At 61.0% G+C, this 24,317-nt stretch carries 18 protein-coding genes; 9 read left to right on the top strand and 9 right to left on the bottom strand.

The annotated features are described in order from the left end of the window. Nucleotides 1-74 precede the first annotated feature (74 nt). Nucleotides 75-2,474 carry a diguanylate cyclase gene (locus tag RGV33_RS08700; RefSeq protein ID WP_322143918.1) on the bottom strand — a complete coding sequence of 800 codons (2,400 nt, stop codon included), beginning with the start codon at nucleotides 2,472-2,474 and terminating at the stop codon, nucleotides 75-77. A 139-nt stretch (nucleotides 2,475-2,613) separates the two neighbouring features. Then, entirely contained in the window at nucleotides 2,614-4,878 is a 2,265-nt protein-coding gene (gene rlmKL, locus RGV33_RS08695; protein WP_322143917.1) for a bifunctional 23S rRNA (guanine(2069)-N(7))-methyltransferase RlmK/23S rRNA (guanine(2445)-N(2))-methyltransferase RlmL, read from the bottom strand. A 530-nt stretch (nucleotides 4,879-5,408) separates the two neighbouring features. On the opposite strand from rlmKL, the gene rmf reads away from it, so the two are divergent. Beyond that, nucleotides 5,409-5,624, top strand: coding sequence for a ribosome modulation factor (rmf, locus tag RGV33_RS08690; RefSeq protein ID WP_002553055.1), 216 nt, complete (start codon nucleotides 5,409-5,411; stop codon nucleotides 5,622-5,624). 120 nt (nucleotides 5,625-5,744) lie between these two features. Here the strand turns inward: rmf and RGV33_RS08685 are convergent, their stop codons facing one another. From RGV33_RS08685 to sctC, 4 genes are all read right to left on the bottom strand, one after another. Further along, the gene (locus tag RGV33_RS08685; protein ID WP_322143916.1) at nucleotides 5,745-6,770 is read right to left on the bottom strand and encodes a quinone-dependent dihydroorotate dehydrogenase; all 1,026 of its coding nucleotides are present in this window, start codon (nucleotides 6,768-6,770) and stop codon (nucleotides 5,745-5,747) included. Nucleotides 6,771-6,856: 86 nt separating this feature from the next. Then, nucleotides 6,857-7,318, bottom strand: coding sequence for a transglycosylase SLT domain-containing protein (locus RGV33_RS08680; RefSeq protein WP_322143915.1), 462 nt, complete (start codon nucleotides 7,316-7,318; stop codon nucleotides 6,857-6,859). Continuing rightward, entirely contained in the window at nucleotides 7,315-7,692 is a 378-nt protein-coding gene (locus RGV33_RS08675; RefSeq protein ID WP_322143914.1) for a winged helix-turn-helix domain-containing protein, read from the bottom strand. The genes RGV33_RS08680 and RGV33_RS08675 overlap by 4 nt, the downstream gene beginning before the upstream one ends. A gap of 132 nt (nucleotides 7,693-7,824) precedes the next feature. Continuing rightward, nucleotides 7,825-9,288, bottom strand: coding sequence for a type III secretion system outer membrane ring subunit SctC (sctC, locus tag RGV33_RS08670; protein ID WP_322143913.1), 1,464 nt, complete (start codon nucleotides 9,286-9,288; stop codon nucleotides 7,825-7,827). Between the two features lie 237 nt (nucleotides 9,289-9,525). Between sctC and RGV33_RS08665 the strand changes: the two genes are divergently transcribed. From RGV33_RS08665 to cobA, 8 genes are all read left to right on the top strand, one after another. Then, nucleotides 9,526-10,725, top strand: a complete 1,200-nt coding sequence (locus RGV33_RS08665; protein ID WP_322143912.1) for a CmpA/NrtA family ABC transporter substrate-binding protein — start codon at nucleotides 9,526-9,528, stop codon at nucleotides 10,723-10,725. Between the two features lie 12 nt (nucleotides 10,726-10,737). After that, nucleotides 10,738-11,313, top strand: coding sequence for an ANTAR domain-containing response regulator (locus RGV33_RS08660; protein ID WP_322143911.1), 576 nt, complete (start codon nucleotides 10,738-10,740; stop codon nucleotides 11,311-11,313). A gap of 1,005 nt (nucleotides 11,314-12,318) precedes the next feature. Then, nucleotides 12,319-13,530 carry a nitrate/nitrite transporter gene (locus RGV33_RS08655; protein WP_088424572.1) on the top strand — a complete coding sequence of 404 codons (1,212 nt, stop codon included), beginning with the start codon at nucleotides 12,319-12,321 and terminating at the stop codon, nucleotides 13,528-13,530. After that, nucleotides 13,530-15,200, top strand: coding sequence for a bifunctional protein-serine/threonine kinase/phosphatase (locus tag RGV33_RS08650; protein ID WP_322143910.1), 1,671 nt, complete (start codon nucleotides 13,530-13,532; stop codon nucleotides 15,198-15,200). Before RGV33_RS08655 ends, RGV33_RS08650 begins: the two co-directional genes overlap by 1 nt. 232 nt (nucleotides 15,201-15,432) lie before the next feature. After that, nucleotides 15,433-17,886 carry a nitrite reductase large subunit NirB gene (gene nirB / locus RGV33_RS08645; RefSeq protein WP_322143909.1) on the top strand — a complete coding sequence of 818 codons (2,454 nt, stop codon included), beginning with the start codon at nucleotides 15,433-15,435 and terminating at the stop codon, nucleotides 17,884-17,886. Next, entirely contained in the window at nucleotides 17,883-18,200 is a 318-nt protein-coding gene (gene nirD, locus RGV33_RS08640; RefSeq protein WP_322143908.1) for a nitrite reductase small subunit NirD, read from the top strand. Before nirB ends, nirD begins: the two co-directional genes overlap by 4 nt. After that, complete coding sequence (locus RGV33_RS08635; RefSeq protein WP_322143907.1) at nucleotides 18,200-20,908, top strand: molybdopterin-dependent oxidoreductase; 2,709 nt, start codon at nucleotides 18,200-18,202, stop codon at nucleotides 20,906-20,908. Before nirD ends, RGV33_RS08635 begins: the two co-directional genes overlap by 1 nt. A gap of 9 nt (nucleotides 20,909-20,917) precedes the next feature. Beyond that, a complete protein-coding gene (gene cobA / locus RGV33_RS08630) occupies nucleotides 20,918-21,661 on the top strand; it encodes a uroporphyrinogen-III C-methyltransferase (protein ID WP_322143906.1) in 744 nt (247 codons plus the stop codon). 60 nt (nucleotides 21,662-21,721) lie between these two features. Here cobA and RGV33_RS08625 read toward each other — a convergent pair whose 3' ends face one another. The 3 genes from RGV33_RS08625 to RGV33_RS08615 form a co-directional block, all read right to left on the bottom strand. Next, nucleotides 21,722-22,705: an OmpA family protein gene (locus tag RGV33_RS08625; protein WP_322143905.1), complete on the bottom strand. Its 984-nt coding sequence runs from the start codon at nucleotides 22,703-22,705 to the stop codon at nucleotides 21,722-21,724. Between the two features lie 107 nt (nucleotides 22,706-22,812). Then, nucleotides 22,813-23,403, bottom strand: a complete 591-nt coding sequence (gene sigX, locus RGV33_RS08620; RefSeq protein ID WP_322143904.1) for an RNA polymerase sigma factor SigX — start codon at nucleotides 23,401-23,403, stop codon at nucleotides 22,813-22,815. A gap of 87 nt (nucleotides 23,404-23,490) precedes the next feature. Next, the gene (locus RGV33_RS08615; protein WP_322143903.1) at nucleotides 23,491-24,315 is read right to left on the bottom strand and encodes a mechanosensitive ion channel family protein; all 825 of its coding nucleotides are present in this window, start codon (nucleotides 24,313-24,315) and stop codon (nucleotides 23,491-23,493) included. Nucleotides 24,316-24,317: the final 2 nt, after the last annotated feature.

The following is a 24,317-nucleotide window of genomic DNA, read 5'->3' as shown; positions in this document are numbered from 1 at the left end:
GAATACCGAGGTGGTGCTATCGCACGCAAGCCAGCTCCCACATTGATCTCTAATAGCCTGAATGGTCGTGCACTTCAGGCAAGCGTGCGCTCTGCCTCGACCCGATCCCGGCCCGCCTGCTTCGCCGCATACACCCCCGAATCCGCCCGCAACAGCAAGCCGTCAACGCCCTCCTCGACGCGCCAACTGGCCACCCCGAAGCTCGCTGTCACGCTCCCGACACCCTCCATCGGTGCACTGCGCAACGCTTGCCACAACTCCAGGGCAACGCTGTAGGCCTGGAGGCCATCGGTGTTGGGGCACAGCACCACGAACTCTTCGCCTCCCAGGCGACAGAACACATCCGTGCGGCGCAACCGCTGGCTGATGCGCCGGCACAACTCCTTGAGCACTTCATCGCCCACCGCATGGCCGTGCTGGTCGTTGATGCGCTTGAAGTGGTCGATGTCGAGCATGATCACCGATAACGCTCCCGAGGCACGCTTGACTCGGATTATCTCGGCCTTCAGGCGGTCCTGGAAGTAGCGGCGGTTATGGATACCCGTCAGCGAGTCGGTAATCGACAACGCCCGCAGTTCTTCCTCTACCCGCTTAAGGTCGGATATATCCGACACATAGCCATGCCATATCGTACCGCCGCCGGGCAGCTCCTCCGGCGTCGCCTCGCCGCGAACCCAGCGCAGCCCGCGACGGGGCAATTGCACCCGGTATTCTTCGCGCCAATGGCTCAACTGCAGGGTAGACAGCCGAATGGACTCACGCACCCGCTCGACATCCAGCGGGTGAATCCGCTCGAAGACCTTTCGCGCATCCTGCTGCAACAACGCCGGCTCGATTTCGTAGATATCGCGGATGCCATCGCTGGCATACAGGAAACGCGAGGCATCGTTCGACTCCAGGATGAACTGGAAAATACCGCCGGGCACATGGGCGCTGAGTTTCTTCAGCAGGCGATCCCGGGCGGCCAGCGCCTCATAGGCGCGCTTCTGCTCGGTGACGTCCAGGCAGATCGCCAGGTGCCCGACCCACAAGCCATGCTCATCCAGCAATACCGTGGCGAGCATGTTCACCGTCAGTTGGCTGCCGTCCTTGCGCACCAGCGTCCACTCACGGGCCTCGTGCACCGTATCGGCGCTGTCCACCAGCATCGCCTGGCCTGGCGGGATGCGCTTGCCCAGGGCCGCGCTCAACTGCACAGCGCGGGCTTCGAGCTCGGGTGCCAAGTGCAGGCTTTCGAGGGTCAGGTGGCCCAGGACTTCATTCGCCTCAAAGCCCAGCATCTGCTCGGCGCCCGCGTTGAACGTGGTGATGACACCACGAAGGTCCGTGGCGATGATCGCTACTTGGGTCGCCGCATTGAGCACGCTGCGCAGTTGGCCGTGGGTGCCCCGCAGTTCCTGCTCACGCTGACGCAACTGGGCGGTGCGCTGCTCCACCAGCTTCAATGCGCGCTGGCGCTGGCTGACCAGCACATAGAGCAACGCACTGAGCAGCAGGCTAAGTAGGCTGCCCATGACCAGGATACTGAGCAGCGAAGAGTGGCTGCCCTGCTGGAACACCTGGCTGGGCCGCAGGCTCAAGGCGTAGATGTGGTCGCCAAGCGTCAGCCGGCGCGCGGCCATCAGGTCGCTGTCTGCCACGGCGTTGCTGGATTCGTAGAGCACGCGTTCTTCGGTGTCGGAGGTGTCGACAATCTGCATCACCAGGTTGTCCCGGTCGGCCTTGGGCAAGCCGTCGGCCACCAGTTGGCGCATGCTGATCACCGCCATCACGTAGCCATAAGGCTCACTGGTGGGCACTTGTGTGGTCGGCGCCCGGCTGACCGGCGCCACCAACAGCACGCCCATGGCGTAGGCCGGCTCCACACCCACCAGGTGCATGGGCTGGGACACGGCCATTTTCCCTGACTGTTGCGCGCGCTCAACCGTCGAGCGCCGCAATGGCTGGGCCAGCAGGTCAAAACCCAGCGGCGAGCCGAGCAGGCTCTGGGTTTGGCTGTATAGCACCGGCACATACTCATCGCGTGCGTTGGCCGGGGCCAACTCGCCTGCCGCGTTCAATTCGCGAATGGAAAAGCTCGCACCGCGCTCGGCCGTCATCTCCTGCTCAAACGCGCTGCGCTGGTCACGGGAAACCCGCGGCGCCCAGGCATAGGCGCGCGCGCGCAACAGCAAGGGCTGTGCGAAACCGTCGAACTCTTTGCGCGAGACTGTAGTGGAATTGACGAAGAACCGTCGCAGGCTGCCCAGGCGTTGCTCCTGGTCCTCGAAGCGTTCCTGGAGGCGGCTGTAACGCTCGTTGACCAGCAACTGAAAGCGTTGGCGCATCTGCTGCTGATAGAGACCGGAGGCGCCCCAGGCGACGATGATCGTCAACGCGACCCCTGTCAGAAACACCACCACTGCCACCAGCCACGCCGACACCTGCTCGCTGATAAAGCCTAGGATTTTCGGGCGCACGGCATGCAGCGGCATAGACAAGCCTCGGAACGCCAGCGTGCGGGTGCGTCACTTTGGCCAGGCGTTAAGTTATAGCCACAGGGCTCGCGTTTGACCAGCGCAAAAAAGCCGCAAGGCCAGAATAATCCGGGCTTGCGGCTTTAGCGGTGTGCGATCAGCGAGCGGTGATTTTCCACGCTCGGTGGATCTTGGCGTTGCGCGCAAAATCCGGGTCGATGGTTTTATCACTGATCTCCTCGACGGCGTACCGCTCGACGAGGTTGTCTTCCAGCTGGAACTTGCGGAAGTTGTTCGAGAAGTACAACACGCCGCCCGGTGCCAGGCGCGCCATGGCCAGGTCCAGCAACTGCACGTGGTCACGCTGCACGTCGAAGATGCCTTCCATGCGCTTGGAATTGGAGAAGGTCGGCGGGTCGATGAAGATCATGTCGAACTCATCGCGGCTGGCCTCCAGCCACGCCATCACGTCGCCCTGCTCCAGGCGGTTCTTGTCGGAGAAACCGTTGAGCGAGAAGTTGCGACGCGCCCAGTCCAGGTAGGTTTTCGACAGGTCGACGCTGGTGGTGCTGCGCGCGCCACCCTTGGCGGCGTGCACACTGGCGGTGGCGGTGTAGCAATACAGGTTGAGGAAGCGCTTGCCGGCCGCCTCCTTCTGGATACGCATGCGAATCGGCCGGTGGTCGAGGAACAGGCCCGTGTCCAGATAATCGGTCAGGTTGACCAACAACTTGACGCCACCTTCGCTGACTTCGGTGAACTTGCCCTGGGCGCTCTGGCGCTCGTACTGCTTGGTGCCGCTCTGGCGCTCGCGACGCTTGACCACTACGCGGTTCTTGTCGATGCCCAGTGCCTGGGGAATGGCCGCCAGCGCATCGAACATGCGTGCCGAGGCTTTTTCCGGGTCGATGGACTTGGGCGCCACGTATTCCTGGACGTGAACCCAGTCGTGGTACAGGTCGATGGCCATGGAGTATTCGGGCATGTCGGCATCGTACACACGGTAGCAATCAACGCCTTCGCGCTTGGCCCACTTGCCCAGCAGCTTCAGGTTTTTTTGCAGGCGGTTGGCAAACATCTGCCCGCCTTCGCTCAAGCGCGCCTGCTCGACCACCGGGGCAGGGGCGGGTTTGATCGGGTTACCGTTCTTGTTGTACTGGCGCTCTTGCGGCTCGGTCGGCGCCTGGTCGTAGGCCGCCTGCTCGCGTTCGGCCTGGCGTTGCTCCGGGGTGCGACGCTCGCCGGTGACGAACTGGTCCGGGTTGACCTTGATCAGCAGCAGTTTGCACGGCAAGGCGCCGTTCCAGAACGAATACTGTTTGTGGCTGCGGATCCCCATGCGCTTGCCCAGGTCCGGGGCACCGGTGAACACCGCCGCTTCCCAGCCCAGGCACGCCTGGCGCAGACGCTCGCCGAGGTTCTGGTAGAGGTACAACAGGCTGGCTTCATCACCCAGACGCTCGCCGTACGGCGGGTTGCAGATCACCAGGCCCTTTTGGTTCTGGTCCGGACGCGGTTCGAAGGTGCCGACTTCGCCCTGGTAAATCTTGATCCAGTGGCTCAGGCCCGCGCGTTCGATGTTGTTGCGGGCAGGCTGGATCAGGCGTGGGTCAGCTTCGTAACCACGGACCCACAGCGGTGGCTTGGCCATGCCGATGGCGGCACGCTCGCTGGCCTCTGTGTGCAGCTTTTTCCACATCGCCGGAACGTGGCCAAGCCAGGCGGTGAAACCCCACAGCTCACGGTTGAGGTTAGGGGCCATGTCGGCGGCGATCATCGCGCCTTCCACCAGGAAGGTACCCACGCCGCACATCGGGTCGGTCAGCGCGCCGCCTTCGGCAGCGATGCGCGGCCAGCCGGAACGGATCAGGATCGCTGCCGCCAGGTTCTCTTTCAACGGTGCAGCGCCCTGCTGCAGGCGGTAGCCGCGCTGGTGCAGGCTGTGGCCGGACAGGTCGAGGGAGAGAATCGCTTCGCCACGGTCCAGGCGCAGGTGAATGCGCAGGTCCGGGTTGATCTTGTCGATGGACGGACGTTCGCCGGTCGGGGTGCGCAGCTTGTCGACAATCGCATCCTTGACCTTCAGCGCGCCGAAGTGAGTGTTGTCGATGCCCGAGCCATGGCCGCTGAATTCAACGGCCAGGGTGCCGTCGGCGAGCATGTGGTCTTCCCACTCGATGTCGAGCACGCCGTGGTAGAGGTCTTCGGCATCCTTCATCGGGAAGCGCTTGAGCACCAGCAACACGCGGTTGGCCAAGCGCGACCACAGGCACAGGCGGTAGGCGGTTTCCATGTCGGCCATGCCGCGCACGGCCGAGGTGTGCTCCCGGGCTTCCTCAAGGCCAAGCCCGACGGCTTCCTCGATCAGCAGGCCTTCGAGGCCCTTGGGGCAAGTGAGGAAGAGTTCAAAACGGTCCGACATGGGTAATCCAGGCTTATTCAGCAATAAGTGAACGGGCGACGCATCGCGCGTTCGGTTTTCAATCAAGCGCTTTTCTTGAAGAACGCTCGTGTGGCACGAATGTGCCGTTCCACCCCGGATACAGGCCTATAGGCCTTTATTGGCGGGGCAGTTCAAGTATTTGATGCAACAAAAAGAAATATTCTGACCCTTCGTCGAATAATAACCGACTGCAACGGGAGGGCATTCTCACTAAAGGATTAAACCCATCCTCTTTGAAGCGCACATCATAGCTGGGTTTGCCCAATAAAAGGGGCGAAAAGCCATGCCAGCTTATGGCTATAGCATCATTATCGTTACGTGCTTATGACAAAACGATCATTGAATCCATGTGACCTATTGGTTAGAACTCAACACAGGTTGGCGCCGTAACGACGCCGACACAGTGCTCGCCACGCCGGCAGCGAGCGCACCAACGGCAGAAAAACTCTGCCCGACCCCAGACGGGGCCGAAGGATATCAAGACAGTCAACAAGTGAGGGAAACACCCTATGAGAAGACTTAAGCGTGATCCGTTGGAAAGAGCATTTTTACGCGGATATCAATATGGCGTTCATGGCAAATCCCGTGAGCTTTGCCCATTTACTCTACCGTCGGTACGCCAAGCCTGGATCAACGGCTGGCGAGAAGGACGCGGCGACAACTGGGACGGTATGACTGGCACTGCGGGAATCCACAGACTCAACGAACTTCACGCCGTCGGCTAATCAAGGGCATTTAATTCCGACATCAGCACGAATACGCAACCACTTAACCACGCACGCCCCATCCGGGCGGCGGGCTTCGGCCCAGGGGCTCCTTCAAGGAGCCCTTTTTATTGCCTGCTGTCAGACTCGTGGCAACGCCGCGATCGCATCCACCGCCTGGCGAATCAACGCCGGGCCCTTGTAGATAAAGCCGGAATACAACTGCACCAGGCTCGCGCCGGCGGCAATTTTCTCGGCTGCGTGCTTGCCTTCGGTGATGCCGCCCACCGCAATGATCGGTAAACGCCCTGCCAACTCGGCGGCCAGCACCTTGACGATGTGGGTGCTCTGGTCACGCACTGGCGCACCGGACAGGCCGCCCGCCTCGTCACCAAAGGCCAGGCCTTCGACACCAACACGGCTTAAGGTGGTGTTGGTGGCAATCACTGCATCCATGCCCGAATCCATCAGGGCCTGGGCCACCAGCACGGTTTCTTCGTCGCTCATGTCCGGGGCAATCTTGATTGCCAAGGGCACACGCTTGCCGTGACGCACAGCCAGGTCTTCCTGGCGCTGGCGCAAGGCTTCAAGCAACTGCTTGAGTGAGTCGCCAAACTGCAGGCTGCGCAGGCCCGGGGTGTTCGGCGAGCTGACGTTAACCGTGACATAGCTGGCGTGGGCGTAGACCTTGTCCAGGCAAATCAGGTAGTCATCCACGGCACGCTCCACCGGCGTGTCGAAGTTCTTGCCGATGTTGATCCCCAGGATGCCTTTGTACTTGGCCGCCTGAACCCGCGACAGCAAGTTATCCACCCCCAGGTTGTTGAAGCCCATGCGATTGATGATCGCCTCGGCTTCCGGCAAGCGGAAAATGCGCGGCTTGGGGTTGCCCGGCTGCGGCCGCGGGGTCACGGTGCCAATTTCGACAAAGCCAAAACCCAACTGCGCAAAACCGTCGATGGCCGCACCGTTCTTGTCCAGGCCGGCTGCCAGGCCTACCGGGTTGGGGAAGTCGAGCCCCATCACCGACACCGGCACTTTAGCCGGGGCCTTGCACACCAGACCATTGAGCCCCAGGCGGCCACCGGCACCGATCAAATCCAGGGACAGGTCGTGGGAGGTTTCCGGAGAGAGTTTGAACAACAGCTGGCGGGCCAGGGTATACATGGGCGGGCTTGACTCGGATGGCGGCGAAAGGTGGCGGCGATTATAGCCGGGGTAAAGGGCTGCATGCGAGGCGTGCCGTCCAATCGTCAGTTGCGGTGCACCATCAGTTCTTCGTAGCGGACCCAAATTTTTTGCGCGTAGCGAAGGCGTAGTTCTTCACGCCGCGGCCCGGGCCCGCCGCCCACATTGTAGGAGCCGATCGCCGTCCAGTTGTAGCCGAACTGTTTGACAAAGTCGGCAAGGATCGATGCCCCCACCTCCACGGACAGGCAAGGCTCATCCAGCAAGCGTTGTTCGGTGATGCCCTTCTTGAGCAGGCGTGGCAGGTGAATGCTGTTGATCTGCATCAGCCCGATATCACGGGTGCCGTTGTTGTTGGCGTGATTCATGGCCTCGGCGCGATAACCCGACTCCACCGCAGCAATGGCCTGCAGCAGCTCCGGCTCAATGCCATACCGGTTGGCGGCCTCTGCCCAGCAATACGCCCGGGCTTCACTGCCAGCGCCGATCACGAGCAGCAGCAAGGCCTTGGGCCAGGTGCCTTTCATGCCTGCGCCCGGCCGCAGGTGGTACAGACAGGGTTCGCCGTGAGGCTCGTCACCTTGACCGCACAGGTCACGCGGTACCCTTTGCCGTATACCGTTTTGATCAACGCCCTGCCGCCCTTCAAATATTTGCGTAATGAACAGATGCAACGGGTCAGGGACTCCTCCGTGGCCTCGTTATGGGGCCATGCCTGTTCCAACAAGTGGTCCTTGGTCACCAGCACACCGGCCGAGGCCAGCAACAGGCGTAGCACTTGCGACTCCTTGGGCGGTAGCTGCAGGTCGCAGCCTTCGCCGGTCAACCTGCCGTCGCCGTGCAACGTCCAACGATCAAAGACCATGGGGGCAGCCAGTACCCCATCAATCACCACGGCCATTCGTACCTCATTTCCACTACTGGTATTCCAAAAAAGAGTGCGACTATAAAAAGCTCATCCGCTGTATAGGAGAGGCAAAAGCCCACAGGCACGGTTTTTTTCGGACTGGTTACGTAGGACTTTTCAATATGTTTACCCCTCAGGCACGCGGCTAAATGCTCGTTTCACCCGCTCATGCTGGGAGGGTGTCAACGGCGGTGCCTGGCCCGGCCCCGCACCTGTATGCAAGGCATACCCCACGGCCGTCGCCTGAATCACAAACAACCGCACGCTATTGGCCATGGGCCCGTGGTAGCGACCAGACAAGGCCGCTACGGAATCACGCTGAAAATCCCCCACCAGCAGCCGCCTGCCAGGAGCCACACGCACCACCGTATTGATCCCCATGTGTTCTATCGCCGCCAAGCGTTTGTCGCGACTGCCCGCCTTGCCCACCTGGCGGCCATCCTCGACGGTGAGCTGCATCTCGATGTCATTCGCCTCGGCGAAGCGCGCCAGCACACTGACCTGTGTGCCGTAGACCACCGGTTGCCACTCATCACCGTCTTCACCCGGCCTGGGCAAATAGAGCGTCTGGTTGTCGTTGAAAACCGCCGGCACATTCTCTTGGGCAAGAATCACCGGCAGCACCGTGACCTTCGCTCGCCTGCGTTGCTCCAGTGCGGTGATCCGCTTCATGAACACGTCGTCCTCGAAAGGCGCCATGACGCGGGTTGCAGTAGGCTGGCCAACCCCTTTATGCAGCGCCGCGCCCAGCTTCTTGAGTTCGTCACGATCCACATCCACCAGCCACAACGAAACCTCCACCGCGCGCTTCGGCACATCCAGTTCCGCCACCAGTTGTTGGATAAAGCTCACCTGCGCAGGCTTCCCCTTGATCAACAAACTGTTGGTGTCCGGGTATGCCAGCACCGAAAGTGTCTTGTCCGCCAGTAATCCGGGTGGCCGCGCAGATGCACCCTGCTGCTCGACGGCCAGCAGTTTTTCAATCATTGAGGCCATGCCCGGTACGGTGACGGTTCTGTCGCCCATGTAGTACTCGCGGTCGGCAACGTGGGTGTTGAGTACCTGCACCACGCCGATCCGCTGCGACCCCATGCGCAGTTCCGCACGCTGGCGGTCCATCAGTTGGGCCAGGCGCAGCACGTGGTCGACATAGTTCGGTGGCCCGGACACATAGAACACCCGCGCCCCGCTTGCCCGTAGCGGATAGCGCGCCTCGTCCAGCCCCGAGCGGCGCATGAACCCGCGCAAGGTATCGACCGAAATGTGCCGCAGGGTCACCACCGAGCTTTTCGCCTCGTCGGCGTCATAGAGGTAAAGCACTTGCCCGTCGCTGTACCAGATCAAGCCGTGTTGCCCGGCGACCGATTCCAGCAGCGGTTGGGCGGAATCGAAGTCGAACGCTCCGCTGATGCGCTTGCGCGCCGCTGCCTGGCTGACGACGATCGGCTGCCCCAACGGCAAGGAAAGCGCGGTAAAAAAGGTGTGCAGGCTTTCATCATGGGCCTGGTACGGCTGTGCGAGCACGCAGGAACTGCCCAGCATCAACAGCCAGAAAAACACAGTCGCAAAACGGCGGCGATTGACCAACATGCACACACTGCCCGGGATCAAGGAGCGGCCATACTGCGAGGCAAGCCCGTTTCAATCCTGATGGGAAGCTGACGGCCCGCTGCCTTTTACCGGCCCGTGGCATGTGCCTTGCTTTGCCTTGCTTATCGCAACCCGCGCCAGCGGCGGTACGGGTTCAAGGACAACGACGTCGTTACCTCCGGGCCACCCGACGAGTGGCCCGGCGGAACGGCGTTTTTTTATGAAAGGTGCGCAGTGATGAGTGAACCCCTGGCGTGGGTCAACGGCAGCGATGCCCCGGAAAAGAGCAGCCTCAACCTTGGTTTCATGGCCCTGAGCGATTGCGCCTCGGTGGTGGTCGCCGCCACCCAGGGCTTCGCGCAGCCCTATGGGCTGACGTTGAACCTCAAACGTCAGTCCTCGTGGGCCAGCCTGCGGGACAACCTGGTCAGCGGCGAATTGGATGCCGCCCACAGCCTGTACGGCCTGATCTATGCCGTGCACCTGGGCATTGGCGGCGTGGCGGCCACCGACATGGCCGTGCTGATGGGCCTGAACCAGAACGGGCAGAGCATCAACCTTTCCCGTGGCCTGCAACAGTTGGGGGTGACCAGTCCTGAAGCACTGGATCGCCACGTGCACCAAAGCCGAACAAAACTCACCTTCGCCCAGACCTTTCCCACGGGCACCCACGCCATGTGGTTGTATTACTGGCTGGCCAGCCAAGGCATTCACCCGTTGCAGGATGTGGACAGCGTGGTGGTGCCACCGCCGCAAATGGTTGCGCACCTGCAAGCCAACCGTATCGACGGGTTTTGTGTGGGGGAGCCTTGGTGCGCCAGTGCAGTGAAGCAAAACCAGGGGTTCACCCTGGCCACGACCCAGGCGCTCTGGCCGGATCACCCGGAAAAAGTCCTCGGCTGCACGCAGGCGTTTGTCGAGCAATACCCCAATACGGCTCGGGTGCTGGTGATGGCGATCCTGCAGGCCAGCCGGTTCATCGAGGAAAGCACAGAAAACCGCCGCTCCACCGCGCAACTACTGAGCGCCCCGCAATACCTCGACGCCCCCCTTGATTGCATCGAGCCACGCCTGCTGGGTAACTATGACGACGGCCTGGGCAACCACTGGCAAGATCCCCACGCACTGCGTTTTTTTGGCAACGGCGAGGTCAACTTGCCGTACCTGTCTGATGGCATGTGGTTTATGACCCAGTTCCGCCGCTGGGGCCTGCTGCGCGAAGACCCGGATTACCTCGGCGTCGCCCGGCGTGTGCAACAACTGGACATCTATCGCCAGGCGGCCAGTGCCGTGGGTGTACCTGCCGGTGGCGAGGCGATGCGCAGCAGCCAGTTGATCGACGGCAAGGTCTGGGATGGCTCGGACCCGGCCGGGTATGCCCGCAGCTTTCGCCTGCACGCCATGGCAGACGTTGCCAGCCGCCAAGCCTTGCGCTGACAGGAGGACATTATGTTGCGAATCCTGTTGATCAATGACACGCCGCGCAAGGTGGGGCGGCTCAAGGCTGCGTTGACCGAGGCCGGGTTTGAAGTGATTGATGAGTCGGGGTTGACGATCGACCTGCCGGCGCGGGTCGAAGCGGTGCGTCCGGATGTGATTTTGATCGACACCGAGTCGCCGGGGCGCGATGTGATGGAGCAAGTGGTACTGGTCAGCCGCGACCAGCCGCGACCGATTGTGATGTTTACCGATGAGCATGATCCGGGGGTGATGCGTCAGGCGATCAAGTCGGGGGTCAGTGCGTACATTGTCGAGGGGATTCAGGCGCAGCGGTTGCAGCCGATTCTGGATGTGGCGATGGCACGGTTTGAGAGTGACCAGGCGATGCGCGCGCAGTTGCAGGCGCGGGATCAGCAGTTGGCGGAGCGTAAGCGGATTGAGACGGCCAAGGGGCTGTTGATGAAAATGAAGGGGTGTAACGAGGAAGACGCCTACACGCTGATGCGGCGTCAGGCGATGAGTCGGCAGCAGAAGCTGATTCAGGTGGCGGAGCAGATTATTGCCATGAGTGAGTTGTTGGGGTGAGGGGTGGGCCGGGGGGTGTATCCGTTATTTAGGTAACGGCTACTTATGGTTCCGCTCTTACAGCGGGTCACTTTTGAAAAGCGCAAAAGTAACCAAAACGCTCTGCCCCGCCTGTCGGCACCTCGCCTAGGCTCGGTGTGCCCGAACGAAGGCATTGCTCCGCGGGCCGCCGCGACGGCCCGTCCCTGGCCCGTCGCGGCTAAACCGGCGTCCTGCCGGTTTACCCGCTCCTCAATCCCTGCGTTCGGCCTCGGGCTGAATGGGGCAGTCAGATCAAGATCACAAGCAAGATCAAGAACACAGCGGCCTACAGGCCGGCTTGAGTGTTAAAAGCCAAATCAACAGCGAACACCCCCGTAGGAGCTGGCTTGCCGGCGATGGCATCACCTCGATGTATCTGAAAAAACCGAGTTGCCTGCATCGCCGGCAAGCCAGCTCCTACGCCTTGCTTTTGCTTTTAACACTCAGGTCGGCTTTCAGGCCGCCGTGCTCTTGCTGTTGACCTTGATCTGCGGGCCCCGTCAACCACGATGGCCGCAAGCAGGCACGGTGGAGCGGGTAAATCGGCAAGGATGCCGATTTAGCCGCGACGGGCCAGGGACGGGCCGTCGCGGCGGCCCGCGGAGACGGGTCTGATTGCGGGCATGCCGAGCCTAAGCGAGGCACCGAGTGGTGGGGCAAAGACCTTTTGGTTACTTTTGGGGCGTTTGCCAAAAGTGACCCGCTGTAAGAGCGGAACCATAAGCAGCCGTTACCGCAGCAACGGATATGTACACCACACCACAACGCCCCCCCTTGTTGGCCCACCTCTTGCTAAAGAATCCCCACAGGTAGCCAACGGCGGTTGCCCCCTCCACGACAAAGACGTCGCACACCCGGTTTGCCCTTCGCAAACCCGGTGGCGGCGTTTTTTCGTTTTGGCCCCATAGCCCGGGGCCGGTGGGGTGGCCACAGCCGCTCCATCACCAGGCCTTCTCATAAGTCCCCTTACCGCTGAGGTGCGTGATGAAATCAAGCTTCTGGAAATCCGGTCATACCCCGACCCTGTTCGCCGCGTTCCTGTATTTCGACCTGAGTTTCATGGTCTGGTACTTGTTAGGCCCCCTGGCGGTGCAAATCGCCGCCGACCTGCACCTCACCACCCAACAACGCGGCCTGGTGGTCGCCACCCCTATCCTGGCCGGCGCCGTGCTGCGCTTCCTGATGGGCATGCTCGCCGACAAACTCTCTCCCAAGACCGCCGGCCTGATTGGCCAGGTGATCGTCATCTGCGCCCTCTTCGGTGCCTGGAAACTGGGGATCCACAGCTACGAACAAGCCCTGCTGCTAGGCATGTTCCTCGGCATGGCCGGCGCCTCGTTTGCCGTCGCGCTGCCCCTGGCGTCCCAGTGGTACCCCGCCGAACACCAGGGCAAGGCCATGGGCATCGCCGGCGCCGGCAACTCGGGGACGGTGTTTGCGGCCTTGCTGGCACCGGTGCTCGCCGCCGCATTTGGCTGGAGCAATGTGTTCGGCTTCGCACTGATCCCGCTGATCCTGACGCTGATCGTTTTCGCCTGGCTCGCCCGCAATGCCCCGCAACGGCCCAAGGCCAAATCCATGGCTGACTACTTCAAAGCCTTGGGCGACCGCGACAGTTGGTGGTTCATGTTCTTCTACAGCGTGACGTTCGGCGGCTTTATCGGCCTGGCCAGCGCCCTGCCCGGCTACTTCAACGATCAATACGGCCTCAGCCCGGTTACCGCCGGTTACTACACCGCCGCCTGCGTGTTCGGCGGCAGCCTGATGCGTCCGCTGGGCGGCGCCCTGGCCGACAGGTTTGGCGGGATTCGTACCCTGCTCGGCATGTACGGCGTGGCCGCGGTCTGCATCGCCGCAGTAGGTTTCAACCTGCCAAGCTCCTACGCCGCCCTGGCGCTTTTCGTCTGCACCATGCTCGGTTTGGGTGCCGGTAACGGTGCAGTTTTCCAACTGGTGCCCCAGCGCTTTCATCGGGAAATCGGCGTGATGACCGGCCTGATCGGCATGGCCGGCGGTATCGGCGGTTTTGCCCTGGCAGCAGGCATGGGCGCGATCAAGCAGAGCACCGGCAGCTATCAACTGGCACTGTGGTTGTTCGCCAGCCTCGGCGTGCTGGCCTGGTTTGGCCTGTACGGCGTCAAGCGTCGCTGGAGAACCACCTGGGGCTCGGCGGCCGTAACGGCTGCGCGGGTCTGATGGCACTGCAACTGAGCTTCGCCCAGGCCAGCGCCACCGGCCCCCGCCAGGAAAACCAGGACGCCTTACGCCTGGTCACACCCTCCCCGGAGCTGGCTGCCAGCAAAGGTTACCTGTGCGCCATCGCCGACGGCGTCAGCCAATGCGCCGATGGTGGACTGGCCGCACGCTCGACCTTGCAAGCCCTGGCCCTGGACTACTACGCCACACCGCAAACCTGGGGCGTGGCCCAGGCGCTGGAGCGCCTGTTGGTGGCGCAAAATCGCTGGTTGCAAGCCAACGGTGGCGGCCTGCCGTTGCTGACCACCCTCAGTGCCCTGGTGTTTCGCGGCCAGCGTTTCACCCTGGCCCATGTGGGAGACTGCCGGGTGTATCGCTGGCTCGATGGTGAGTTGCAACGCCTCAGCGAAGAGCACGTCTGGGAGCAACCGGGCATGCAGCATGTGCTCAAGCGCGCCATGGGGCTCGATCAACATCTCGTGCTGGACTTCCTCGACGGCGAGTTGCGTGCCGGTGAATGTTTTTTAATGCTCAGTGACGGTGTGTGGGCGACATTGGGCGATCACGCCATTGGCGCGGTCCTGCGGGAACAGTCGAACCTGGACCTTGCCGTAAACACACTGGTCAGCGCCGCGCACCTGGCGGGCAGCCAGGACAACGCCAGCGCCCTGCTGGTGCGTGTCGACCAACTCGGCGCCGCCACCCTCGGCGATGCACTGGTGCAGTTGCAGCAATGGCCACTGCCGCCGCCCCTGAAAGCCGGCCAACGCTTTGAAGGCTGGCAGGTGGAAGCAACGTTGGGGCAAAGTCGCCAATCCCTGCTTTACCGAGTACGAGACGCCCAGCAACAGGCTTGGTTGTTGAAGACCTTGCCGGTCAGCCACGACGATGACGTGTTCGCCGCCCAGGCGCTGCTGTCGGAGGAGTGGTTCCTGCGCCGGGTCGCCGGCCGGGCGTTTCCTGAAGTCCATCCAGCCAGTGGTCGTCAGCATTTGTACTACGTGATGCGCGAATATTCTGGGCAAACCTTGGCCGCACTGTTCAAGCACCAGGGCCCATTGCCGCTGGCGCAGTGGCAATCTCTGGCCGAGCGTCTGTTGCGCGCGGTCGGGTTGCTGCACCGGCGGCAGATCCTGCACCGCGACATCAAGCCCGAAAACCTGCTGCTGGGCGACGATGGCGAATTGCGCGTGCTGGACTTCGGCCTGGCTTACTGCCCCGGGCTCTCCGAGGATCGCGCGCATCTGTTACCCGGCACGCCGAGCTTTATCGCTCCGGAAGCCTTCAATGGCGAGCGCCCTACCCCGCAACAGGATTTGTATGCCGTCGGCGTGACCTTGTATTACCTGCTCACCGGGCATTATCCCTACGGCGAAATCGAAGCCTTTCAACGGCCCAGGTTCGCCACGCCAGTCAGCGCCAGCCGTTACCGTCCCGACCTGCCCGACTGGCTGCAACAGAGCCTGGAGCGCGCAGTTGCCGCCCAACCCGAGCAACGCTACGAAACGGCCGAGGAATGGTTGCTGGTACTGGAGCAGGCAGACCGCCGCGAATTGAGCCAGCGGCCAAAACCGCTGCTGGAGCGCGAACCGCTGAAGGTCTGGCAAACGTTAGCCGTGCTGTCGCTGCTGATCAATTTGGTGCTGCTGTACTGGATGCTGCACCACTAAGAGGCGAATTCTCTCGATACATTGACGCCAGACTGAACACATCCAGCCAAATCGGCACTTGGCACAACCACTGCATTAGCTTTCCCATCAACACACATATAGCCGCACCTTCAACGTCGAAGGTCGAGCTTCCCGAGAGAACGGGACCAGGACAAAGGCGTCCTCGCTACTTACCTAGCGGGGACGCCTTTTTTTGTTGCGCACGATTTGTCGAGCCATTGCGGAGAACGACATGAAGAAACTCAAACTGGTGATGATCGGCAACGGCATGGCCGGGGTTCGCACCCTTGAAGAATTGCTCAAACTGAGCAGCGACCTGTACGACATCACCGTCTTCGGCGCCGAGCCCCACACCAACTACAACCGCATTCTGCTGTCGCCGGTGCTGGCCGGTGAACAGACCTTCGAAGAGATCGTGCTCAACGATTTGAGCTGGTACCTCGACAACCACATCAAGCTGTTGCTCAACCGCAAAGTGGTGCAGATCGACCGGGTAAAACGCAAAGTCATCGCCGAAGACGGCAGCGAGGCCGAATACGATCGCCTGCTGATCGCCACCGGCTCTACGCCGTTTATCCTGCCAATCCCCGGCAATACGTTGCAGGGTGTGATCGGCTACCGCGACATCGCCGACACCCAGGCCATGATCGACACCGCCAAGACCCACAAGCACGCCGTGGTGATCGGCGGTGGCCTGCTGGGCCTGGAGGCCGCCAACGGCCTGATGCTGCGCGGCATGCACGTGACCGTGGTGCATATCGGCGAGTGGCTGTTGGAGCGACAACTGGACAAGACCAGCGGCCAACTGCTGCAAACCGAACTGGAGAGCCGTGGCCTGTTGTTCCGCCTGCAGGAACAAACCCAGGCGCTGCATGACGCGGGCAATGGCCGCGTGGGTTCGGTGCAATTCAAAAATGGCGATGTGATCCCGGCAGACCTGGTGGTGATGGCCGCCGGTATCCGCCCCAACACCGAACTCGCAGAAAAATCCGGCATCCCGTGCAACCGTGGGATTCTGGTCAACGACACCCTGCAAACCTATGACCCGCGCATCTATGCCATCGGCGAATGCGCCAGCCATCGCGGGATCGCCTACGGCCTGGTCGCGCCGCTGTTCGAACAGGCCAAGGTCTGCGCCAATCACCTGGCGCAGCTAGGCTTCGCACGCTACCAGGGCTCGGTGACCTCGACCAAATTGAAAGTCACCGGCATCGACCTGTTCTCCGCCGGGGACTTCATGGGCGGCGAAGGCACCGAGACCATCACCCTGTCCGACCCGATTGGTGGCGTCTACAAAAAGCTGGTGATCAAGGACGACATCCTCGTCGGCGCCTGCCTGTACGGCGACACCGCTGATGGCGGTTGGTATTTCCGGCAGATCCGTGAGAACCACGCGATCGGCGAGATCCGCGACCACCTGATGTTCGGTGAAAACGCCATCGGCGACGTAGGCCATCAGGGCCAGGACAAAGCCATGAGCATGGCTGACACCGCCGAAGTCTGCGGCTGCAACGGCGTGTGCAAAGGCACCATCGTCAAGGCGATTCAGGAACACGGGCTGTTCAGCGTCGACGACGTGAAGAAGCACACCAAGGCCGCCAGTTCCTGTGGCTCGTGCGCCGGGTTGGTGGAACAGATCCTGATCAACACCGTGGGCGGCGCAGCAGACGTCAAACCGAAAAGCGAAAAAGCCATCTGCGGCTGCAGCGATCTCAACCACGGGCAGATCCGCCAGGCCATCCGCGATCAGCACCTGCTGACCATCGCCGGCACCATGAGTTACCTGAACTGGCGCACCCCGAACGGCTGCGCCACCTGCCGCCCAGCGCTGAATTACTACCTGATTTCCACCTGGCCCGGGGAGGCAAAAGACGACCCGCAATCGCGCCTGATCAACGAACGGGCTCACGCCAATATTCAGAAAGACGGCACCTACTCGGTAGTCCCGAGGATGTGGGGCGGTGTGACCAATCCGTCGGAGCTGCGGCGCATCGCCGATGTGGCCGACAAGTACAACGTGCCGATGGTCAAAGTCACCGGCGGGCAGCGCATCGACTTGCTGGGTATCAAGAAGCAGGACTTGCCCGGCGTATGGAAAGACCTCGATATGCCGTCCGGGCATGCCTACGGCAAATCCATCCGCACCGTGAAGACCTGCGTCGGCAGCGAGTTCTGCCGCTTTGGGACGCAAAATTCCACGCAACTGGGGATCGAGCTGGAGCATGACTTGTTCAATATGTGGTCGCCGCACAAGGTCAAGCTGGCGGTGTCCGGTTGCCCGCGTAACTGCTCGGAAGCAGGGATCAAGGACGTGGGAATTATCGGCGTCGATTCCGGCTGGGAGATGTACATCGGCGGTAACGGCGGGATCAAGACCGAGGTCGCCGAGTTTTTCGTGAAGTTGAAAACCGCTGAAGAAGTGCGCGAATACAACGGCGCGTTCCTACAGCTGTACCGGGAAGAAGCCTTCTACCTGGAGCGCACCGTGCATTACTTGCAACGGGTGGGCATGGAGCACATCAAGAAAGCCGTACTGGAAGACCCGGCACGGCGCCAGGCGCTGAATGAACGCCTGCAATTCTCCCTGTCGTTCGAACAGGACCCGTGGAAAGAACGCCTGGAACAACCGCTGCTGAAAAAGGAATTCGACACCATTCCCGTCAAACTGCTGGAGGTGCCGGCATGAACTGGCTGGATATCTGCGCCCTCGAAGAGATCAACACCCTGGGCTCGCGCATCATCACCGGGCCAAAAGGCGATATTGCGATTTTCCGTACCAGTGACGACGAAGTGTTCGCCCTCGACGACCGCTGCCCGCACAAGGGTGGCCCGCTGTCCCAAGGCTTGATCTACGGCAAACGCGTGGCCTGCCCGCTGCACAACTGGCAGATCGACCTGGAATCCGGTGAAGCCCAGGCGCCGGACGTCGGCTGCGCCCATCACCACCCGGCCCGCGTGGAGAACGGCCGGGTGATGTTGGCGCTGCGGGACGCCGGTTGATGAACCGCCAGACCACCGCGTCTACCTGCTGCTACTGCGGGGTCGGTTGCGGCGTGCTGATCGAGCATGATGGCTCGCAGATCCTCGGCGTCAGTGGCGACCCGAGTCACCCGGCGAACTTCGGCAAGCTGTGCAGCAAGGGCGCCAGCCTGCACCTGACCGGCGACCTCACGGCCCGCGCGTTGTACCCGGAACTGCGGCTGGGCAAGGGCCTGGCCCGCACCCGCACCGACTGGGACACCGCGCTGGAGCACGCGGCCAACGTGTTTGCCCAGACCATCGCCGAACATGGGCCGGACAGCGTGGCGTTTTATATCTCCGGGCAGTTGCTGACGGAGGATTACTACAGTTTCAACAAACTGGCGCGGGCGCTGGTGGGCACCAATAACATCGATAGCAACTCGCGGCTGTGCATGTCTTCGGCGGTGGTTGGCTACAAACGCAGCCTGGGGGCCGACGCGCCGCCGTGCAGCTATGAAGACCTGGAGTCGAGTGACTGCGTGATGATCGTCGGCAGCAACATGGCCTACGCCCATCCGGTATTGTTCCGGCGCCTGGAGGAAGCCAAAGCCCGTCGACCACAGATGAAGGTGATGGTAATTGACCCCCGGCGCACCGACACTTGCGACCTGGCGGACCTGCACTTGGCGATTTTTCCGGGTACAGATGTCGCGTTGTTCCATGGGATCTTGCACCTGTTGCTGTGGGAAGACTGGATTGATCGCGCGTTTATCCAGGCCCACACCGACGGCCTGGCAGAGCTGAAACGCCTGGTTCACGACTACACACCGCAAATGGTCACGCAGTTGTGCGGGATCAGTGTCGAGCAACTGCGGCTGTGCGCGGAATGGGTCGGCACCTCGGCGAGCTTCCTGTCGTTGTGGTGCATGGGACTTAACCAGTCCACCGCAGGCAGCGCGAAGAACAGCGCCTTGATCAACCTGCACCTGGCGACTGGCACCATTGGCCGCGCCGGCTGCGGACCGTTCTCCCTGACGGGTCAGCCGAATGCCATGGGTGGGCGGGAAACCGGCAGTTTGTCGAACCTGCTGCCTGGGCATCGTGAGGCCGCCAACCCTGAACATCGGGCGCAAGTGGCCGCCTATTGGGGGGTTGAACAACTGCCGGCCAACACCGGGCTGACCGCCATCGAATTGTTTGAACAGATGCAGGCGGGCAAGATCAAGGCCCTGTGGATCGCCTGCACCAACCCGGCCCAATCCCTGCCCGACCAGAACACCGTGCGCCTTGCCCTGGAGGCATGTCCGTTCGTGGTGCTACAGGAGGCTTTTCGTACAACCGAAACTGCGCGTTTCGCCGATCTGTTGTTACCGGCGGCGAGCTGGGGCGAGAAAGAAGGCACGGTCACCAACTCTGAACGGCGCATTTCCCATGTTCGACAGGCCATCGTCCCACCTGGGGAAGCGCGGCCGGACTGGGCAATTACCGTGGATTTTGCCCAGCGCCTGGAGCAACGCCTTTGTCCCGGAAAACCGGGTCTTTTTGACTTTAAGCAACCGGCGCAGATCTTTGATGAATACAAACTGCTGACCCGTGGGCGCGACCTGGACCTGTCGGGTATCAGCCACGCCCTGCTGGACCGGATCGGCCCACAGCAATGGCCATTTCCGACCAATGCAGTGAATGGCACCCCCCGCCTGTACACCGACGGAGTGTTTCCTACCGAGACTGGCCGCGCGCACTTTGTGGCCGACCCTTATCGCGCCGCCAAGGAGCAGCGTGATGCGCGTTTCCCACTCACCCTAATCACCGGCCGCCTGCGGGACCAATGGCATGGCATGAGCCGCACCGGCACTGCTGCGCAGCTGTTTGGGCATGTCAGTGAAGCACTGCTCAGTTTGCACCCGGATGAACTGCGCCGGCATCGTTTGAAGGAAGGCGACCTGATCAGCCTGAAAAGCCGGCGCGGCAGTGTGATTGTCGCCGTCGGCAGCGATGAAAGCGTACGTCCCGGCCAGGCATTCCTGCCGATGCATTGGGGTGACCGCTTTCTCAAAGGCGGCGTGAATGCACTCACCCAACCGGCGTTCGACCCGCTGTCCAAGCAGCCGGAACTCAAACACAGCGGCGTGCGGCTGGAGCCGGTGCAATTGCCCTGGCATTTGTTTGCGCTGATTGAAGGCGATGTGCAGCAACACTTTGAAGCCTTGCGACCGCTGTGTGAGGGCTTTGCCTACGTCAGCCTGAGCCTGACCGGGCGTGAGCGGCCCGCCCTGCTGATTCGTGCGGCGCATCACGAGGCTCCCGCGCTTGAGCTGCTTAAGCAAATTGACCAGTTGCTGGGCCTCAATGACGGTCCGGTCATGGCTTATGACGATCCGCGACGCTCCATTGGCAAGCGGGTAAAAATTGAAAAGGGCCGTATTACCGCGATCCGACTGGCTGGCGAAACCCTGGCCCGCCAATGGTTGCAAAGCTTGTGGCTGGAAGGTCGCACCGATGACCAACTGCGCCGCTGGCTGCTGGCGCCATTGAGTGCGCCGCCGGGGGGCGGTTCGACCAGTAACAAGACGTTGTGCAACTGCAAGAACGTCAGCGAAAGCGCGGTGTGCGCCGGCATTGCCCGGGGCCTGGACCTGAATGGGCTGAAGCAGGAACTGGGTTGCGGCACGCAATGCGGCTCCTGTGTGCCGGAAATCAAACGGCTATTGGCGAGCGGCACGCAGCCAATCGCGATCACGGTGTGAGGGAAGAACATGAGCGCAAAAGTCTGGTTGGTAGGCGCGGGCCCCGGCGATCCGGAGCTGCTGACGCTCAAGGCGGTACGGGCCCTGCGGGAAGCCGATGTGGTGCTGACCGATGATCTGGTCAACCCGGCGCTGCTGGAACATTGCCCTTCGGCACGGCTGATTACGGTGGGTAAACGCGGCGGCTGTCGCTCCACGCCGCAGGCATTTATCCACCGCCTGATGTTGCGCTATGCCCGGCAAGGCAAGTGCGTGGTAAGGCTCAAGGGCGGCGATCCATGCATTTTTGGTCGTGGTGGCGAAGAGGCGGCGTGGCTCAGGCTACGAGGGGTGGAGGTGGAGTTGGTCAACGGCATTACTGCAGGGCTGGCAGGGGCAACGAATTGTGACATCCCGCTGACGCTGCGCGGTATCAGCCGTGGCGTAACACTGGTCACCGCCCACACCCAGGACGACAGCAGCCTCAATTGGCGGGCGCTGGCCGAGGGCGGCACGACGCTGGTGATCTATATGGGGGTGGCGAAGCTGGGAGAGATTCGCCAGCAGTTGCTGGAGGGCGGCATGAGCGATGACATGCCGGTGGCGATGATCGAAAACGCCTCGTTGCCACAACAGCGTGAATGCCGCAGCAGCCTTTTGCGGATGCAGGACGATGCGCAGGGCTTTGCGCTGAAGAGCCCGGCGATTCTGGTGATTGGCCGGGTTGCCCAAGCGACACAGGCGGTCGACGCCTTGGCCAGCCTCCAGGCCTGAGGCAAATTCCAGACGAAAAAAAGCCCGGCCTAAGCCGGGCTTTTTTCTACAACTCAGTAATTACTGAGCTGCTTGAGCTTCTACCGATGCTTCTACGCGACGGTTGATAGCACGGCCAGCTTCAGTTGCGTTGTCAGCAACTGGGCGGGATTTGCCATAACCAACCGAGCTTACACGGTTAGGAGCGATACCGTCTTTGACCAGGACTTGCTTAACAGCGTCAGCACGACGCTGGGACAGCTTCTGGTTGTAAGCGTCAGGACCGACGGAGTCAGTGTGACCTTCAACAACGGTGGTGGTTTGTGGGTACTGTTTCATGAAGTCAGCGAGGTTTTTCACGTCGCCGTAGCTGTTAGGCTTAACAACCGACTTGTCGAAGTCGAACTTCACGTCCAGCTCAACACGAACAACCTGAGCAACCGGAGCTTCTGGCTCTGGAACTGGCTCTGGAGCTGGTGCTGGGGTAGGAGCTGGAGCTGCTGCGCCAGCGTTACCGCCGAAGTTTACGCCCAGGCCGACCAGTGCGGAGTAATCCCACTTGCCGTTGTCGATTGCGTAGTCAGCTTCAACACCGGCACGAGCGTACAGGTTGTTGGTGAAGTAGTACTTCACACCGGCGCCAGCGATAGCCAGAGTCGATTGATCGCGACCTTTGTGGCCGTCGTCTTCTACGTTGCTACGGCTCTGGTGACCGAAACCACCTTCTACGTATGGACGCAGCGAATCAACGCCAGCCTGACCGAAGTGATACTGGGCAGTGATGCTACCAGTGTCGCCGCCGATCTTCTGGTTGCCAGTACCGTTGTTCGAACGGGTGTGGTTGGTTTTGTCGTAGGACAAGTTCAACGACAGGTCGTCGGTCAGGAAGTAACCGATGCGAGCGCCTGGATTGAAGCCGTCTTCGATATTCTTGACGCTATCGTTGTACTGCTTCTTGTAGAACAGCTCGCCTTCAACTGCGCCTTGGCCTTGTGCCAGAACGCCGAAAGAAGTAGCGGCAATAAGAGTACCAATGGCCAAGCCCAAGGTGTTTTTCAGTTTCATCCGTTAAATCCCCATCTGGTGATTGTAAAGCAGTCCCACATACCGGGGGACAACTCGGCGACAAGTCTAACAGAACTTGCCTACACGTAAGAGATATTTGCCACGCACTAAGTTTCAGTACTGCCCGCAAATTTCTCACGTAATTTATCTAGAGCACGTTTGTAACGCATTTTTGTAGCACTCAAACCCATGTGCATGATGTCAGCGATTTCCTGAAATTCCAGCTCTGCGACAAATCGTAGCACCAGAATTTCACGGTCAATCGGATTCACATACACCAGCCAGCGATCGAGTCCGCCCTTTTCCTCGGGTGCCGGCGCCTTTTCTTCAGACGCTTCCTCAAGGGGGTCCAGACTCAAAGCGTCCATCAAGCGACGCTTTCGCCGTTCCTTCCGATACTGCGTGATGCACTCGTTGTACGTGATGCTATAAAGCCATGTCTTGAACTTCGATTTGCCCTCGAAGTTCTTCAGGCCGTACAGCACCTTGAGCATCACTTCCTGACAGACATCATCCGCATCTCTATCGTTCCCTAAATACCTTGAACAAACGTTGAACAGAGTGCGTTGATACCTGCGCATCAATTCTTCGTACGCGCGTGTTACGTGAAACAGCTCCGTGTGCGCGCGCGCGACCAACTCCTCATCAGAGAGCTCACGGGGGTCATAGCGCGTGGACAGCGTTTGGGCTTTATTCAAAACAAGTCGTGCCGACAGTCAGGTCAATGTCCGCTACAGCCTGGATACCCAGGATTGCGGCGGCGTACATTAGCAGGATTCGCCGGGTTAGCGGCTAGTCACATGCTGTTCCAGCAAGATCCGGTTCGAAAGCGACACCAGTTCGCCATCGTCGGTCAGCACTGTCGTCTTGACCGTGCCGATCTCCTCGATCTGCCCTTCGACCTCGCCCACACGCACTTGTTGCCCAACCTGATACAACTCACGCACATAGATTCCCGCAAGAATCTGCCCGGCAATTTCCCGGCTTCCCAGTCCCATGGCCAGCGCAACAGCCAGACCAACGGTAATCAAAACAATCACAATCACGTGGTTCAGCAGGTCAGTCTTGACCTCCAATTGGCTGATCGCGACCGAAATACTGATGATAATGACCAGCCCCTGGGCGATTCGCCCCAAGCCGCCGGCATAATCCAGCCCTACCCCTTCAGCCGCGCCACGCACCAGGCCATTGGCCAGTTGCGCCAGCAAAACCCCTACCAGCAGTACCAGCGCGCCGCCGAATACCTTCGGCAAATACAGCGCCAGCATGTCGAGCGTAGCTGAAACTCGCTCAAGTCCAAGGGATTCAGCCGCAGAAACCAGAAAAATCAGCAAAACAAACCAATAAACGATCTTCCCGATCAATGTCGAGATCGGTACTTGCAGCCCCGCGCGCCCCAGGATCTTGGTCAGGCCGGTGCCACCCATCAAGCGATCAAGGCCCAGTTTAGCCAGCAATTTGGAGAGCAGGGTGTCGAGCAGCTTGGCCACGACAAAACCCAGCAGTACCACCACCAGTGCACCAAACAGGTTGGGAATGAAATTCGCCACCTTGGTCCACAACGCAGTCATTGCAGCTACAAGACTCTGGGTCCAGAGATCAAGTTCCATAT

It is taken from the genome of Pseudomonas sp. Bout1 (genome assembly GCF_034314165.1).
Classification (GTDB): Bacteria; Pseudomonadota; Gammaproteobacteria; order Pseudomonadales; family Pseudomonadaceae; genus Aquipseudomonas.
Note: the sequence above shows the minus strand (reverse complement) of the source record. Positions and strands in the feature narration are given on the sequence as shown.